Source organism: Paenibacillus odorifer (genome assembly GCF_000758725.1).
In the GTDB taxonomy this organism is placed as follows: domain Bacteria; phylum Bacillota; class Bacilli; order Paenibacillales; family Paenibacillaceae; genus Paenibacillus_AQ; species Paenibacillus_AQ odorifer.
In genome coordinates this window covers 5807187-5822924 of the sequence record NZ_CP009428.1, presented here as the reverse complement: position 1 = coordinate 5822924, position 15738 = coordinate 5807187, and the positions used below count along the sequence as shown (strand labels likewise).

The following is a 15738-nucleotide window of genomic DNA, read 5'->3' as shown; positions in this document are numbered from 1 at the left end:
CCGACGTGGGAGAGTACGGTAGACCTAAGTAGTTAAGGTAATTGTATAGAGGAAGGCATAGTAAGCGGCTCACCCGACGTGGGAAAGAACGGTAGACCCTAAGTAGTGAAGGTAAGTGTATAGAAGGAGGCGTAGTAAGCAGCTCATCCGACGTGGGAGAGTACGGTAGACCTAAGTAGTTAAGGTAAGTGTATAGAGGGAGGCATAGTAAGCAGCTCATCCGACGTGGGAAAGAAACAGTAGACTCTAAGTAGTGATTGTAAGTGTATAGAAGGAGGTGTAATAAGCAGCGTATCTGCAGCTCCTGATCGAGACCAAAGGAAAGGAAGGTTTCGGTAATAGGGATTCAGCCTCCGGACATGAGTAGGAGAGAAGAAGAGCGGGGAGTGACATTGACAGACTATCGGACTCAAGCGCTCTTATTTGCAATATTTTCCTATTTTTGAGTTGCTATTGGACCCCATAGGCGTTATTTGTACAAAATAGACGCTATTGAGCACCATTTCTGCCCAATAGCGCCTCTCAGGTCCGATGATCTCTCTAAACAGGGATAAATTAACGAATAGCGGCAGTTGAGTCCGAAAGATCAAGTAAGTGTACCGTATATTACCAAAAAAGCATCTATCACTCCTTAGAAGGAATGGCAGATGCCTTTTTTTGAATTTGTTTTAATGATTATACAATCGTAAAGCCAGCACTTGCATAACCAGTGACTGTATTTACAAGGGAGAGGCCTGTAGCAGTGGCTGAGAATACCATAAGCAGACGTGTCTGTGGTGTTACAGCAAAATTGATATCATTTGTAATTCCATTGACAAAAGTTCCTAGATTAATAGTACCTGTGATAGGTGGGAGCGCTACTAATGCCCCTGGAATAGCAGTAAATGTGTTATTTGGTGTGGCCGATTGGTACAACTGTGCTGTTACATTTATTGTAGTACCAAGCAGCGATAAAGCTATGGTATTACTGAAATAAGCAGCAAGGGATGTTATCACCCCTGCACGAGGAGTCGAGAATGCAAAGTTGATAAGCGGTCCAAGGAGAGTACCTGTTAAATCAATATTACCGCCAACAAGAGAAATGCCTGTGGCTGAACTTCCGAAGCCTACAAGGCTTGTTGTTCCAACCAAACCACCTAAAACCGTGGTCATAATAATAGGTCCTCCGGATGCCAGCGGAATAATTGCACCGTTACCGGTTGCACCAGTGACTCCGGTAATGCCAGTAGCTCCAACCGCGCCGGGATCACCCGTTGCACCCGTAGCTCCGGCAACGCCGACCGCACCGGGATCACCAGTCGCACCCGTTGCACCCGTAGCTCCGGCAACGCCGACCACACCGGGATCACCAGTCGCACCCGTTGCACCCGTAGCTCCGGCAACGCCGACCGCGCCGGGGTCGCCAGTCGCGCCCGTTGCACCAGCAGGGCCTGCCAAGCCTGCAGCGCCAGTCGAGCCAGTCGCTCCAGTTGCTCCTACGCCTGGACCTGCTGGTCCTTGCGCACCTGTTGGCCCTTGAATCCCCTGCACACCCTGTGGTCCTTGAGGTCCCATCGCGCCACCAGCGATTAACAAGTAATCTGGTGAACTCCCGGGTATTCCAGTAGGTCCAGAAACGGTAGCAATATAGGTGCTGCCATTGAAGGTTACTACTTGACCTGCTGGATAAGTAGGACTTTGTGCAGGATTAAAGATTACAATCCCTTGCAGCCCTACCCCTTGCGGCCCCTGAGGTCCTTGAAGTCCCGGTGTTCCTTGAGGGCCTTGAGGTCCTTGGGGGCCTGTGGAGCCCCCAGCAATTAATAAATAATCTGGTGAACTTCCAGGTGTTCCCGTTGGTCCCGCAACAGTAGCTATATAGGTACTACCATTGAAGGTTACTACTTGACCGGCAGGATAAGTAGGGCTTAATGCAGGATTAAAAGCAACAATTCCTTGCAGCCCTGCCCCTGTAGTTCCCGTTGCTCCCGGAACCCCCTGAGATCCTTGCGGCCCCTGAGGTCCCTGTGGTCCCTGTGGCCCTTGAGGTCCAGTCACACCTTTAATAGGTAATCCAATTGCTTGTGTAATAGAAGCCTGAATATGTCTGATCTGAATAATCAGCTGATCTTTGCAATTAGGGTCAATCTTCGTGGCGAGAATAAAAGATAATAACTCAGCTAATAGCAGTTGAAGATTAGTGCCAACGCTTACGACTGAGAAGGGACTGACTTCGGTCGATACAATGGTTATCTCTACTACAGAAAGTAGCTCAGTTCTAAAAGGGCTGCATAACTTAGAAGTATGCAAGAATTCCAATAGCTCTCTTAACACTCTTTGGAGATTGACAATATGAAGTGTTGTGGGATTCGTAAGTACGGGGGGTACCACTGCAGAGAGATCAGTGACTATTTTTAATAGTGCGTTACACTCCCTCTTTCTAATAGGACTGCTGATCCTTCCATGCTTGTTTAGGATAGCATCGCCTTTAAATGGTCTGTAATCAGGCATATTTCTATATCTCCTCCTTGAACTTCTCCTGTTCATTCCTTTAAAAAATGGGAACCTGCCCAATCAGCATATTCTGAGAAGCGGAAGTTGTTACAATAATTGCCCTGAAAGCCGTTATTCCTGAAAGTCGTTATTAATGAAGCAATACAAAAAAAAGGCAGGCCACCGCTAATTACGGTAGTCTACCTTTTTAATAGATACGTTAAGTAGTCTCTCCTTTAATAAGAGTTACGTCTACAGTAGTGTTGTTGATTAGCTCTCCGTCAGCACTTTCGATCATTTGCAGGAGAGTATTGGTCAGCATGACCCCGATCCGATCACTAGGTTGCATAATGGTAGTCAATTTAGGACTCTGAAGCATGCGGGTAAAGCTGTGGTAATCATAACCGATGATTTTCAGTTGCTCGGGCACTCGAATGCCTTGCTGTTCAGCATAAATGTATAAAGCATAAGCCACAATATCATTACTGCAAAATACTCCATCATATTCTCGAAGTTGGGCTGGAGAGATATTTTCGGTGACAAAGGACCAAAAATAATCAAAGGTAAGCTTATTGTGCGCACCTTCGATAATATCGTAGGTTACACCATGTTTCATACTAGTGATGACAAAAGCATCCCGACGACGATTCGCTAGAATATCCAGATCTAGCGGGCCGGAGATATGTAGCAACCGTTTACAGCCCAGCTGTATCAAATGTTCGGTAGCTAGCTCACCACCGCGGTAATTATCCGATCCCACACAAGGAATGTTGGAGGAAATAAAACGGTCAAAAGAGACAATAGGGAAAGGGACCTTTTTATAGCTTTCAATATTCATGGTGTGGCTGCACATGATAATGCCATCTACTTGATTCTGGCGAAGCATGCTAATATAGTTGGCTTCTTTCTCAGGATCGTCAAGAGAATTGCATATTAGCAATTTATAGTTTTTTTCATTAGCACTCATTTCAACATACTTGATGAGATCGGAAAAGAAAGGGTGGTTCGAATCTGGAACAATAATCCCAATAAAAAAGGATTGATTCTTCTGTAAGGCTCTGGCGATTTGATTAGGATGATAATCTAAGGCGTCCATCGCTTGTTCAACTTTTTTACGCGTCTCTTTGCTGATATATCCCCGGTTGTTCATTACTCTGGACACGGTAGCTACAGCAACGCCCGCTTCCTTGGCAACATCTTTAATACTTGCCATACCCTCATCCCCGTTTCATAAAATGCTCTAATCTATATTCTACAACGTTTCTTGGATTGTTGACACTAATCAAGACTAACAATTGTAAAAGCATAGATTGTTTTTGATAGTTATAATAGGTATGTTATACGTTACCACAAAATATTCAGGTATAATATTAAATATCAATAATTTTGTCTATATTATATGAATATAATTATATGAAAACGTTTGACATATTATTTGCACATCTATAAAATTGGTTTTGAATAAACGTTCATCTAGGGAGGAACAGGATCCTTAGGAGAACGCTTTCATTAAATTACATTAGTTTGATGATTTCTCTGACTTATGAAGCAAGAGTGTATAAATTGAAATAGAAGGAGAACTCCAATATGCAGATTAAAAATGAAGCTATGCTTATCACTTACGCAGATAGCATGGGAAACAATTTAAAAGAACTAAACGAAGTACTGGATACACACTTGCAAGGAGTCGTGGGTGGGGTTCATTTATTGCCGTTTTACCCCTCTTCGGGCGACCGGGGATTTGCCCCGATGGATTACACCAAGGTTGACTCAGCTTTTGGCGACTGGGCGGAAATTGAACAGATGAGCCAGAAGTTCTACATGATGTATGATTTCATGATCAATCACATTTCACAGCAGTCTCCATATTTTCAAGATTTCCTTGAGAAGAAGGATGAATCGGAATATAAGGATTTATTCATTCGTTACAAGGATTTCTGGCCTAACGGTGAACCAACTGAGGTTGATGTGGATTTAATTTATAAACGTAAACCGCGGGCGCCATACGTAGAGGTTACTTTTAAAGATGGGACGAAGGAAAAGGTTTGGTGTACGTTTGATGAGCAGCAGATTGATCTGGACGTGACTATGGAAACTACGAAGAAATTCGTGAAAGACAATCTGACCTTTCTTGCTGATAAAGGAGCATCGATTATCCGGCTGGACGCTTTTGCCTATGCCAACAAAAAGATCGGTACCAACTGCTTTTTCGTAGAACCGGATATTTGGGAAATGTTGAATTTGTCTAAAGAAGTAGTAGCACCTTATGGCGTAACTGTTCTTCCGGAAATCCATGAGCATTACAGCATTCAATTGAAGATTGCAGACAAGGATTATTATGTCTATGATTTTGCCCTGCCAATGTTGGTATTACATGCTCTGTATAGTGGAAAAGTAAATCGGCTTGCGCATTGGCTGGAAATCTGTCCGAGAAAACAATTCACTACCCTGGATACGCATGACGGCATCGGCGTAGTGGATGTTAAGGACCTGATGACCGACGAAGAAGCTGAAATGACCAGAGAAAGCCTATATAGCCAAGGAGCGAATGTTAAGAAAAAATATAGCTCCGCCGCTTATAATAATCTGGATATTTATCAAATTAACTGCACTTATTATTCTGCACTTGGCAATGATGATCAGGCATATCTTTTGGCCAGAGCTATTCAGTGCTTCGCCCCTGGTATTCCACAGATTTATTATGTAGGTCTATTGGCTGGCGAGAATGATATTGAGCTGCTCGAAAGCACAAAAGAAGGACGCAATATTAACCGCCATTATTATTCTAAAGATGAAATTGCTGCTGAGGTACAACGTCCTGTTGTTCAAAAGCTGTTCGCATTGTTAAAATTCAGAAATAGCTGTCCAGCTTTTGATGGTGAGATCAAGATTGAACAAGGTAGTGAGAATGAGCTGAACATCACTTGGAAAAATGAGAACAGTGTGGCGAAGCTTGAAGCGAATCTGTTGACCAAAGAATACACCATTCTTGCAGGTGAGAATGAAGCAAATATTGCGAAGGTATTTTAATATTTCATAGGATATCGATGGGTGTTCCAAAGGCTGGGTTAATGGCTGCTGGAACACCCTTCTTTTTGGGGGATAGGTGATTCATGTTATGAACTGTTTTTGGTCCGTCTGAATTCAATTGGTGTAAGGCTGAAGTTGCGTTTGAACATCCGGTGGAGATAAGAACTGCTGGTGAAGCCAGTTACTTCAGCAATATCCGATACCGACAAATCACTCTCTACAAGCAGGCGGCATACTTCCTTCATCCGTACCTCCATAATGACATCCACAATAGTGGTTAGGGTCTGCTGCTTATAAAGTCTGCTGACATAAATCGGAGACATATTAAGTTCATCCGCGATTTGGTTCAGACTTAGGCAAGGGTCCATGTAAGATTGCTGAATGGTTTGGTTGATTTGCCGGATTAGATCGCTTTGCTTGGAGCTGCGCTTATCCGCTTGGAATTCCTGAATATGATCGAAAAGCTGGTAAAAAGCCGCTTCAAATTCTTCTATCGTTTCATACTGTTCAAGCGAAGGCATCACCATCATCCCTTCGGTGGAGGTAGGACTAAGCTTCTTGATGTTATCGACGATTCGTTTAATCGTTAGCGTCACCCTTGAAACAGTAAGTTCCAGCACATGATAGGGATATTGCTCCATTTCACGTACCATTTCGGAGAAGTGACTGCGGGCTTCGTCTGTTCTGCCACTTGTGAGCGCATCGACCAGCTTTTTCTCGCTGTCAGCCGGATAGGAGTAAAGATTGTTCTGAAGCTCGCTAATGCGCTCAGCATTGATCAAGCTGCCATGACCATAAAACAGTCTATGTTTGGAAGCTTCTCTGGCCTGACTGTACAGCCGGTTTAGTACATCTGGATTATCACTGATGGGGCTGTACACTAACGACAGTCCGATTTTTAGATAATCACAGCAGGCCACGCGGATCTGCCGCAGTAGCACTTCAATCAGCTCGGTATCCAGATGTTCAGTGGAGGTCATGCTGCTAAGCAACATGACCACGCTATCGTCATTCATATCTACAGTTTCCACCTGATAAGTCTGTCCACAGATCTCTGAGGCAATATTCATGATGGCAAACTTGTACGGAAGGAGATAAGAGCCTCGTTCCTTTCGCAGAGCTTCGTACTCATCAATGCGTAGTAATACTAGCCGGTAGCCCTCGTTTAAATTAAAAGAAATACCCAGCTGTTGAACATCATTTTGCCGGTTGTTATGAGGAGATTTAATGCCAAGCACCAGATTGCGTAATGAATTCTGCCTGATCGTGAACATGCTGTTGCGCTTATCCGCCTCAAGGGTATTCATTCGGCTTACGATCGAATCAATCGGCAGATAAAGCCGTTTGGACAGTACTCTAGAAATAACAAGACCGAACAATAGAATAATTATAGAAATCAGAAGTGTAGTATTGCGGATATGATTGGTCTGTTCAGTAATCACCTCATAAGGAGTAATGCGCACATATTGCCAGCCAAGCGAATCGGGCGAAGTATAGGACACCAGTGATTTATTCCCTCTAAAAGGGGCAGTGAAATAGCCGGCAGAGCGTGCTTTTACTTGATGCTCCAGCCAACTGTTTTCATCCCCGGAGAGCTTCTCCAGTGTCAGCTTATTCCCCGACAGAAAACGGCCTTGGTCATCTAAAATGTAGGTACTGCCACTACCGGGTGTATTGCCGTTAGCCAGTTCTTTATTGATCCAAGCCGCGGATATGTTAACAATAACCGCAGAGTTAATAGAGCGGTCCCAATTGATGGCATCATAGCAGAGGTAAGTATAGACTGAGATGGTTTTCTTCTCAGGTTCATTTATGGAATAGGTTCGCGGAATCGGCGTGAATGTTTTGTAATCCTGATAATGATTCAGCATCTGAATAATTTCAGTGTCCACCAGTTCGCGGGTGGTGAATACGCCATTCTGGCCCTGTGCTGCCGAAATATAAACCGTGTCATTATTCGGATTATATACATAGATGGATTCAATATAGGGCATGGAATTTAAGTAGTTTCCGAGATCGGACATCGCTGCGGTTACCTCATAAATAGAAGGCTTGTTGTAGAACAACAGATGAGAAATCGTGCTGGTTCGATACAGTTGAAATGAAAGCGTTTGCGCGACTTCAGCCATGTTGACTACTTTTTTGCCGGTCTGGGTCAGGTCCCTTAGATCGGAGCGGAAGGTTTGCGTCTTCTCGACACCGATGTAGTACGTATAGTAAACAAAAGTAGAGATAAGAAGGGTTAACGATATGCACAGGGTTATGGTAGTGAGCAGCTTGCCATACAGTAGTCTTTTTCTCCGTAGATCATTATTCTTCATACCGTCCCCCCTGATCATCATATGACTTACTCGGACAAGACTCTGGATGAATTCATATTATGAAGTTCCTTTATTATAAGTCCCCAAGAGTGAACGGAACAGTGGAGCAACCTTATAATCCTGCATTTTTCCAATCTGAAGGGAGTGAACAAATTAAATATTCATGTACAAAACAGCCTTTTCTACAAGGATTATACGGGGTTAGCGAAGCTTGAGAAGCTCTGTGGGTCTCCGAAGACTTTTACATAAACATCCTGATTGTTCAGTTCCTGTTTCGCCAGTTTGTGCAGTAAGGCTTGTAAGCTTCACTTCTGTGTTCAGAAGAATCCCCCTATAGTGGAATTATGCAGTTTCTATATTAAGGGGAGTGAGAGATCTTGAGCCAAACCTCATCCAAAGGAATTTCAAACGTCGAACTTGGCATCCAGGCTGATGGTAGAGCACGCTTACGAACGACAAGAAAGAAGAAAGGATTGTTGTATGAGCTGGTGCACAATCGGGTAATGTTTCTGATGCTGCTGCCCACCTTGGTCTTTTTTCTGGTGAATTCCTATTTTCCAATGGTAGGCATTTATTATGCGTTCACTCAATTCGACTTCAACAGCAGTATGTTCAATTCCAAGTTTGTCGGGTTGCAGAATTTCGAGTTCCTCTGGAGATCCGGTACGCTGGTGAAGCTCACGATGAACACGATAGGATACAATATTGCTTTTATTGTACTAGGGAATGTGCTGGCAATTGTCTGTGCGATCCTGCTGAGTGAGCTCAATGGAAAATGGTTTAAAAAGATTAGCCAATCGGTAATGTTTTTGCCTTACTTCGTATCTTTTGTAATTCTCAGTGTAATTGTCTACAACTTGTTTAATTATGACAGCGGTTTCTTGAATACAATACTTACCCAATTTGGCCTTGATCCGGTCGACGTTTACAGTAAACCTTGGGCATGGATCTTTCTGATCATTATCTTTTATCTATGGAAAAATCTTGGCTACAGCATGGTGATTTATCTGGCGGCGATTACGGGGATTAGTGACGAATATTATGAAGCGGCCAAAATTGATGGCGCTAATATTTTCCAGCGGATTTGGTATATAACGCTGCCGATGCTGAAATCAACCTTTGTGGTGCTGCTGCTCTTTGCGCTCGGCAGTATTATGAAGGGCCAGTTTGATCTTTTCTATCAATTAATAGGCAATAACGGGCTGCTCTACAATACGACGGATATCCTTGATACCTATGTATACCGTTCGCTTAAAGTAACCTTTGATGTGGGCATGGCAACGGCTGCCGGGGTTTATCAATCCCTGTTCGGCTTCGTCCTCATTATGACGGTCAACTATATAATCCGCAAAATAAACGATGACTACGCCCTGTTCTAGGAGGATAAGGAATGAAAATTCAAAAGGATAAATATACGCGAATGCTTCATTGGATTGCCTATGTGGTCATTATTGGCCTGTCGATCGCTTGCCTGCTGCCCTTTTTGCTAATTATCTCTGCGTCTTTGACCAGCAATGAGTCCATTATCCGCGATGGCTATCATCTGATTCCGGCACAGTTCTCACTGGAGGGCTACAAGACGGTATTCATCTTCCCGGATGAGGTGCTGCGGGCATATGCGGTCACAGTCAGCACAACTGCGATTGGAACGGTAATGGGACTTTTTTTCATGACTATGGCCGGTTATGTACTGGCGCGTAAAGATTTCAAATATCGAAATAGCTTTTCCTTCTATATATACTTTACGACTTTGTTTGGGGGAGGACTTGTCCCGTGGTACATCATGATTACGAAATACCTCGGTCTGCTGGATTCCTATGCGGTACTGGTGCTTCCAGGTCTGATGACGCCATTTTTGATCATTTTAATGAAAAACTTCATCAAATCTGCAGTTCCTGAGGAATTATTCGATTCTGGCAAAATAGACGGGGCTGGTGATTTCCGGATTTACTGGCAGATTGTACTCAAGCTTTCCATGCCGGGCATCGCTACAGTCGGTTTGTTTCTGGCTTTGTATTACTGGAATGACTGGTTCACCTCTTCACTGTTCATCAATGATACGCATAAATATCAGCTGCAGTTCTATCTGTACAATGTTATTAATTCAGCACAGTTTATCGCACAGATGGGGGCGGGAACCGGGGTGTCACTGGCTACGGAGGTCCCTGCTGAGTCTACCAAAATGGCGATGGCAATTGTCGTGACGGGACCTATTCTTTTTCTGTACCCGTTCGTTCAGCGTTATTTTGTCAAAGGCCTAACCATCGGCGCTGTGAAAGGTTAGAACCGCAACCTGCCCACTACCGGGTTAAGGTACAGTCGGCTAACATAGAAGCATAGTGAAAAGGGAGGATTCAGATGAATAAACAACGGGGCAAACGTATGTCTATTCTGCTTACGTCAGTATTGGGCTTGACGCTGCTGGCAGGCTGCGGGGGGAATTCTAATTCTGCAAACGGAGACAATTCGGCGGTAAAAGAGAGCAATAGCGGAGGAAACACAGCACAAAGTACGAACGCAGTTACTGAGGAGAAGACCGGACTGGACACTTCCAAAAAGGTCGAGCTGCAATTCTATATGCTAGGCGATGCGCCGAAGGATCTCTCAAGCATTGAAGCCGAAATTAACAAAATGGCTGAAGAGGATCTGAATGCAACCGTTAAATTCAATTATACAACCTGGACAGATTGGGATCAGAAATATAAGCTGCTGCTGTCGTCGGGTCAATCGATCGATCTGATCTTCACTGCGGACTGGACACAATATCAGGCTTATGCGAAAAAGGGAGCTTTTTTGGCTATAGATGATCTGTTGCCAAAAGCTGCCCCAGAGCTCCAGAAATTCGTACCACAGGAAATGTGGGATGCCGTGAAGATTGATGGCAAGATTTACACCGTTCCTGCGACTTATAAGGAGTATGTAACGAATGGCTTCGTATGGCGTGAGGATCTGCGCAAGAAATACAATCTGCCTCAGCCGACAGATCTGGCTAGCTATGAAGCATACATGGAAGGAATCAAGAAAAATGAACCGCAGATGTCGCCGGCTTCTTTTAACAGTGATGTAAGAGGTAACATTCATGATGTATATTCAACACTTACCGCACAGGTCGGCAGTCCGCTGCCTTACGGTATTGGTATTAAGTACGATGATCCTTCAAAAGCTTATCTCTATTGGGGCTCGGAGGAACATAAAGAAGAGCTGCTGACGATGAGACGCTGGCAGGAAAACGGATTGATTTCCAAAAACGTCCTGAACTTGAAGGATACCATCCAGGCGCCGATTATCGCGGGCAAGGCAGCAAGCATCTTCGGAGATAATCCGACTCGCTTCAACGATACGTTGATGAAGGTGAAAGCAGCACATCCGGATTGGGATCTAGGTTACTATCCTTATGGCAATACCATTGGTTATGCAACACCTGTTCATCCTATTCATAATGGTTTCGCCATTCCGAAGAGCAGCAAGAACCCTGAACGTGCGCTGGCCTTCTATGAAAAGATGGTCATGGATAAACGTTACAACCAACTCACACAATACGGTGTGGAAGGAAAGAACTATAAAATTGATGCGAACGGCTACTATGAACTTATTGGTGATGCTTCAACAAACGGTTTTACACGCGAGGGAATGAATGGCTGGGCTTGGCGGAATCCGGAGTTCATGTTGTTTGATAAATCCTATGACGGCGTGAAGGAAATCTTCGCTGAGCTCGACAAAATTCAGAAACCGGATATTTTCACAGGTTTTGCTGAGGATTATACCTCCTATCAGGCGGAAAAAGCAGCACTAGAGCAGGTGGAAAAGCAATACCTGTATCCATTGCAAGCTGGATTAGTAGAGGATGTTGATGCGGGTTTAGCCACCTTTATGGAAAAGGCTAAGCAAGCAGGCCTTGAGAAAATCCAGACCGAATATATCAAGCAATGGGACGCTTATGTGCAGGAGAAGGGTTTGAAATAATAAAAGTAGCAAGGGTTGTTCCCTAAGCCAAATGGGGAGCATCCTTTTTTTTGTGTTTTTTAGAGTCTTCAGGATCTACGAAAAGCGTTGGCGGAATTCCCGCGGAGTGGTCCCTTCTATTCGAATAAAGCTGGAGCTGAAGTAAGGGGCCTGATTGAAGCCGACTTCCTCGGCTATACGGGCAATCGTGTAGCTGGTCTGCATCAGCAAAAGTTTACTTTGCTGAATTCGATAATGCAGCAGATATTCCATCGGCGCACAGCCGTATTCCTTCTTCATGCAACGAGCGATATATACAGGGTGAAAGCTTAGGCTTTCCCCTAGCTGTTGCGCAGTGATGTGCTCACGAAAATGGCTGCGTAAATAGGAGGCCGCTTGCTCTGCACATGTTTTGGAGGGCGAGGGGCGCTCATGGCTGAGGGAGGCGGATAACTGCTGAATAACCTCCTGAAACAACAGCTGCTGCTGAAATGGAGTATCGCTTAAATGGGAATTAGGCACAAGCTGATTCAGCTGTGAGAGCAGCTCTTCTATCTTGGACGGCTGCAGCAGAGTCGTATACTGAGGCAGGCGTAAGCTAAACGGCCGGATATCAAATTCGTCAGATTGCAGGGAGTTCTCTATTTTGACGTTGTCCTTCTCAAGCGCAGCAGCCGTATCCTCGGTCATATTCCATTCACCCACCGTTTGAAAATGCAGCCAATAATAAGAGGTGGATTCCTTGCAGCTGTCCGTACTGAAATGATGGCTGTCTGGACGAAGCAAGAGCGCCTGACCCGCTTTTACTTGAAAGGGGAGGCCGCCTTCACTCATATATAAACAGCCTTGTTTAACTACAAGCAAATCGAACACCCGGGTATTATGGCGGCTCATATGATAATGGCCGGGGGAGAAAGTATGGAATCCGCTTACAATGTAGTACAGCAACGGAGGAACGGTGAAGTTCAAGATGTTCATGTCAGAAGCTCCTTTTAGTGAGGTTGGAATAATGTAATAATTGGTTTGAAATCTGTACCATCATCTAAAGTATATCATCTATAATTTAGTCTGACCTAATGAATAAAGATGTTATTTTTTTAGGCTAAGTCTGTAGGCATGGTTTACGAGGAGGGTTTGTATAGTGAAAAAAGAAAGACAGGTTTTTGGACTCTGGGTATTGGCTTGGCCTATATTTATAGAGGTATTTCTACAGACTCTGCTGGGTACGGTAGATACATTAATGGTCAGCCGTATCTCTGATGATGCAGTCGCCGTAGTCGGCATTTCCAATCAATTGTTCGGTGCATTGACCACGCTTTTCACAACATTTGCGGGTGGAGCGGGGATTCTGATCGCGCAGAGAATGGGCTCCAAACGTTTTGGTGAAGCGCGCACGATTGCTATTATGGGAGTATCGGTTAGCCTCGTGTTGGGGATTGTCGTGAGTATTGTGTTGTTTTTCTATGCGGGCCCTATTGGTGGGGTTCTAAATATAGCACCTGAGCTATTGTCACTTTCCAATGTCTATATCTCCTACGTCGGCGGTGGACTTTTTATGGTCGGGATGATCGCTTCCCTCGGTACCGCTATCCGTAACACAGGGAATACCAAAGGACCGATGTACACAGGGATTATAATCAATGTCATTCATATTATTCTGAACTATATTTTTATATTTGGTGTATTCGGTCTGCCACAGCTAGGCCTTGCGGGCATCGCGATCTCCAGTATTATCAGTAGACTGGTCGGAGTGATTATTCTCTACTCCTTATTCCGGCGTTCTTTCGAGATCAAGGTTAGACTTAGAGATTTCCGCATATTCAATGGCAAGCTGTTCAAGCAAATTTTGAAGATTGCCTGGCCTCTCGGGATCAATTCTTCCTGTTGGGTATTCTCCCAGCTTATTGTGTATTCCTTTCTGGCTGCACTTGGAGCCGAAGCGTTAGCAGCACGCACGTATCTTAATACCTTGGAGTCCTTTTGCTTCACACTTGGTTATGCTTTTGCGCTGGCGGGGCAGATACAGATTGCTCATTTATTTGGAGCAGGCAAATTGAAAGAAGCTTATCGCAGTGCGTATCGTACACTCTTTATTGGTTTGAGCATTGTGTCAGCTAACATGCTGTTACTATTCCTGTTCGGAAAACAGCTGCTCGGTTATTTCACATCTGATCCGAAGATTATTGCGATCGGGGTTTCTTTGTTAGCTCTAAATCTATTGCTCCAGCCCTCCAAAATGCTGAATATGGCCCTCGGCAACGCGCTGAACGCTATCGGGGATACGCGTTATACGATGTATACTTCCATCGTGTCTATGTCCCTAATTGGCGTGGGCTGCTCCTATTGGTTAGGAATCAGCGTCGGCTGGGGACTTATGGGTATCTATTGTTGTATGATAGCCGACGAATTGGTGAGAGGCTTGCTTGTTCTGGCGCGCTGGAGGGGGCGAAAGGTTCTCCGCCAAGCGGATATCGGCTTGAGTGAAGAGAATGCTTCACTACATGGAGCCGGGAAAAGAAGCACCTCGTTAACCACATAAGCGGGACTCTATAAGCCTAGCTTGATGGGCAATGGAGTGGTTTAAGAGTCGGACGTTGTTTGTTGCGGCAGTAGGGCGGCTGCAGGAGAGCGGTAGTTGGGCGGTTACGGGAGGACAGGTGCTTTCGGACTCAGATGCCGCTATTTGCCGGTTCAGAGCCTTTTGCGGGTAGTTTCGGACTGGAGGGGCGCTATTCCTCGTAAAATGGCTCCTAATGGGGGCGTTTTGCACCAATAGTGACTCTGGAGTCCGATAGCTTATGAAAAGAGACGTTTGTGCGGAAATAACGGCTCTGGAGTCCGAAAGCGACTTTGAAAGTCCAAGTAACACCGTGCACCCAAGCGACAATAAGCACTCCGAATAATATTGAGCATCCCGAGTAACGTCGAGCACTCCAAGTAACAATGAGCATCTTGAGTAACAATAGGCACTCCAAGTAACATTGAGCATCGTATGAACAACTAGCGTTCGAAGTAACATTACGTGTGCTGTTTTTATGAAAGAGGTTACCTCATGAGTAGAAATGATTACTTCTGTGAGGGCCTCTTTTTTATGCGCGTATAAAGTTTAAGTTTGACGGTTCTCAAATTTGATTATTCATTCATATAGAGTTTGATTCTATGATATAAATGAGTTAGCCTTTATAGAATGGGTAGCCGTTATATAAATACATGTTACTGAAGGGTTTGAGGGAAATGTTGTTGTCAAAATGGAGAGGGTTTTCGTTACTAGGGCTGCTCTTAATGCTTGTACTATTATCAGGCTGTTCTAAAGGCACTGCTCATGTCACAGTGAATAAGAATGGAAGCGTAGATATTGCAGTGAACATGAAAGTGAATTCGCGTGCAGAAGCGTTGGTTAGCGGAAAAATGGAAGATGCTCTGGTAAACAAACTTAAGGATCAGGGGATTGAGCTAGAGAAAAGCCAAGATGGAAAATCTACAGTCTATGAATTCGTGAAATCTTATGCCTCTTTTGAGGATATGAAAGCACTCTCTGGTGACTTGGATATTGTGGACCTGAAATTAGATACCAAAGATAATTGGTTTTATACCAAATATGACGTTGAGGCGAAGCCCAAATTAAATAGCTACATAGACACCATAATGGATAATATGGGATCGCTCAGTTTATCGAAGCCGATTATTCGGGCTTTTTTGCAAAACATGGCTTTCGACTTTAAATTAACGTTACCTGTGGATCTATATGGAGACAATAATGCAAATGTGGAGGACGGCAGAACCCTTACTTGGAATGTTACACTAGCGGATACAGAGCCAATTCAAATGCAGGTTTATGTGCCTAATGTATGGAATATCGTGATTGTGCTTATCATTTTAGTGGTGGTTGTTGTAACTGCGATTATATTGTTCGTCAGAAAAAGAAAGCAGCGTAATAGAAAACGTTTCTAAGTGGGTTCGTAAAGTTACGGAA

The 15738-nt window shown here is 44.3% G+C and carries 11 protein-coding genes; 7 read left to right on the top strand and 4 right to left on the bottom strand.

Features of this window, described 5'->3' with window-relative positions; all coding sequences use genetic code 11:
• Positions 1 to 675: 675 nt before the first annotated feature.
• Together PODO_RS25360 and PODO_RS25355 are read right to left on the bottom strand one after the other, a co-directional pair.
• Positions 676 to 2490 carry an exosporium glycoprotein BclB-related protein gene (locus tag PODO_RS25360; RefSeq protein WP_080742621.1) on the bottom strand — a complete coding sequence of 605 codons (1815 nt, stop codon included), beginning with the start codon at positions 2488 to 2490 and terminating at the stop codon, positions 676 to 678.
• A gap of 202 nt (positions 2491 to 2692) precedes the next feature.
• Positions 2693 to 3685 carry a LacI family DNA-binding transcriptional regulator gene (locus tag PODO_RS25355; protein ID WP_036685385.1) on the bottom strand — a complete coding sequence of 331 codons (993 nt, stop codon included), beginning with the start codon at positions 3683 to 3685 and terminating at the stop codon, positions 2693 to 2695.
• A 374-nt stretch (positions 3686 to 4059) separates the two neighbouring features.
• On the opposite strand from PODO_RS25355, the gene gtfA reads away from it, so the two are divergent.
• Entirely contained in the window at positions 4060 to 5502 is a 1443-nt protein-coding gene (gene gtfA / locus PODO_RS25350; protein WP_038573231.1) for a sucrose phosphorylase, read from the top strand.
• Positions 5503 to 5588: 86 nt separating this feature from the next.
• Here the strand turns inward: gtfA and PODO_RS25345 are convergent, their stop codons facing one another.
• Positions 5589 to 7823 (bottom strand): AraC family transcriptional regulator, encoded by a 2235-nt coding sequence (locus tag PODO_RS25345; protein ID WP_038573230.1) that lies wholly within the window; start codon positions 7821 to 7823, stop codon positions 5589 to 5591.
• 503 nt (positions 7824 to 8326) lie between these two features.
• On the opposite strand from PODO_RS25345, the gene PODO_RS25340 reads away from it, so the two are divergent.
• The 3 genes from PODO_RS25340 (at position 8327) to PODO_RS25330 (ending at position 11786) form a co-directional block, all read left to right on the top strand.
• Entirely contained in the window at positions 8327 to 9202 is an 876-nt protein-coding gene (locus PODO_RS25340) for an ABC transporter permease (protein WP_143763134.1), read from the top strand.
• Positions 9203 to 9213: 11 nt separating this feature from the next.
• Positions 9214 to 10107: a carbohydrate ABC transporter permease gene (locus tag PODO_RS25335; protein ID WP_036685379.1), complete on the top strand. Its 894-nt coding sequence runs from the start codon at positions 9214 to 9216 to the stop codon at positions 10105 to 10107.
• A 68-nt stretch (positions 10108 to 10175) separates the two neighbouring features.
• Positions 10176 to 11786 carry an extracellular solute-binding protein gene (locus PODO_RS25330; RefSeq protein WP_155288197.1) on the top strand — a complete coding sequence of 537 codons (1611 nt, stop codon included), beginning with the start codon at positions 10176 to 10178 and terminating at the stop codon, positions 11784 to 11786.
• A 75-nt stretch (positions 11787 to 11861) separates the two neighbouring features.
• Here PODO_RS25330 and PODO_RS25325 read toward each other — a convergent pair whose 3' ends face one another.
• Entirely contained in the window at positions 11862 to 12743 is an 882-nt protein-coding gene (locus PODO_RS25325) for an AraC family transcriptional regulator (protein ID WP_036685373.1), read from the bottom strand.
• A gap of 160 nt (positions 12744 to 12903) precedes the next feature.
• On the opposite strand from PODO_RS25325, the gene PODO_RS25320 reads away from it, so the two are divergent.
• From PODO_RS25320 to PODO_RS30230, 3 genes are all read left to right on the top strand, one after another.
• On the top strand, positions 12904 to 14304 hold the full coding sequence (locus tag PODO_RS25320; RefSeq protein ID WP_038573226.1) for an MATE family efflux transporter: 1401 nt from the start codon (positions 12904 to 12906) through the stop codon (positions 14302 to 14304).
• A 31-nt stretch (positions 14305 to 14335) separates the two neighbouring features.
• Entirely contained in the window at positions 14336 to 14476 is a 141-nt protein-coding gene (locus tag PODO_RS31370; protein ID WP_155288196.1) for a hypothetical protein, read from the top strand.
• Positions 14477 to 14999: 523 nt separating this feature from the next.
• The gene (locus PODO_RS30230; protein ID WP_169744808.1) at positions 15000 to 15716 is read left to right on the top strand and encodes a hypothetical protein; all 717 of its coding nucleotides are present in this window, start codon (positions 15000 to 15002) and stop codon (positions 15714 to 15716) included.
• Positions 15717 to 15738: the final 22 nt, after the last annotated feature.

What these genes read in the sequence shown, in the direction of transcription:
- PODO_RS25360 (WP_080742621.1), bottom strand. Translation starts at nt 2,490, where the DNA reads ATGCCTGATTACAGACCATTTAAAGGCGATGCTATCCTAAACAAGCAT.
- PODO_RS25355 (WP_036685385.1), bottom strand. Translation starts at nt 3,685, where the DNA reads ATGGCAAGTATTAAAGATGTTGCCAAGGAAGCGGGCGTTGCTGTAGCT.
- gtfA (WP_038573231.1), top strand. Translation starts at nt 4,060, where the DNA reads ATGCAGATTAAAAATGAAGCTATGCTTATCACTTACGCAGATAGCATG.
- PODO_RS25345 (WP_038573230.1), bottom strand. Translation starts at nt 7,823, where the DNA reads ATGAAGAATAATGATCTACGGAGAAAAAGACTACTGTATGGCAAGCTG.
- PODO_RS25340 (WP_143763134.1), top strand. Translation starts at nt 8,327, where the DNA reads ATGTTTCTGATGCTGCTGCCCACCTTGGTCTTTTTTCTGGTGAATTCC.
- PODO_RS25335 (WP_036685379.1), top strand. Translation starts at nt 9,214, where the DNA reads ATGAAAATTCAAAAGGATAAATATACGCGAATGCTTCATTGGATTGCC.
- PODO_RS25325 (WP_036685373.1), bottom strand. Translation starts at nt 12,743, where the DNA reads ATGAACATCTTGAACTTCACCGTTCCTCCGTTGCTGTACTACATTGTA.
- PODO_RS31370 (WP_155288196.1), top strand. Translation starts at nt 14,336, where the DNA reads ATGGAGTGGTTTAAGAGTCGGACGTTGTTTGTTGCGGCAGTAGGGCGG.
- PODO_RS30230 (WP_169744808.1), top strand. Translation starts at nt 15,000, where the DNA reads ATGTTGTTGTCAAAATGGAGAGGGTTTTCGTTACTAGGGCTGCTCTTA.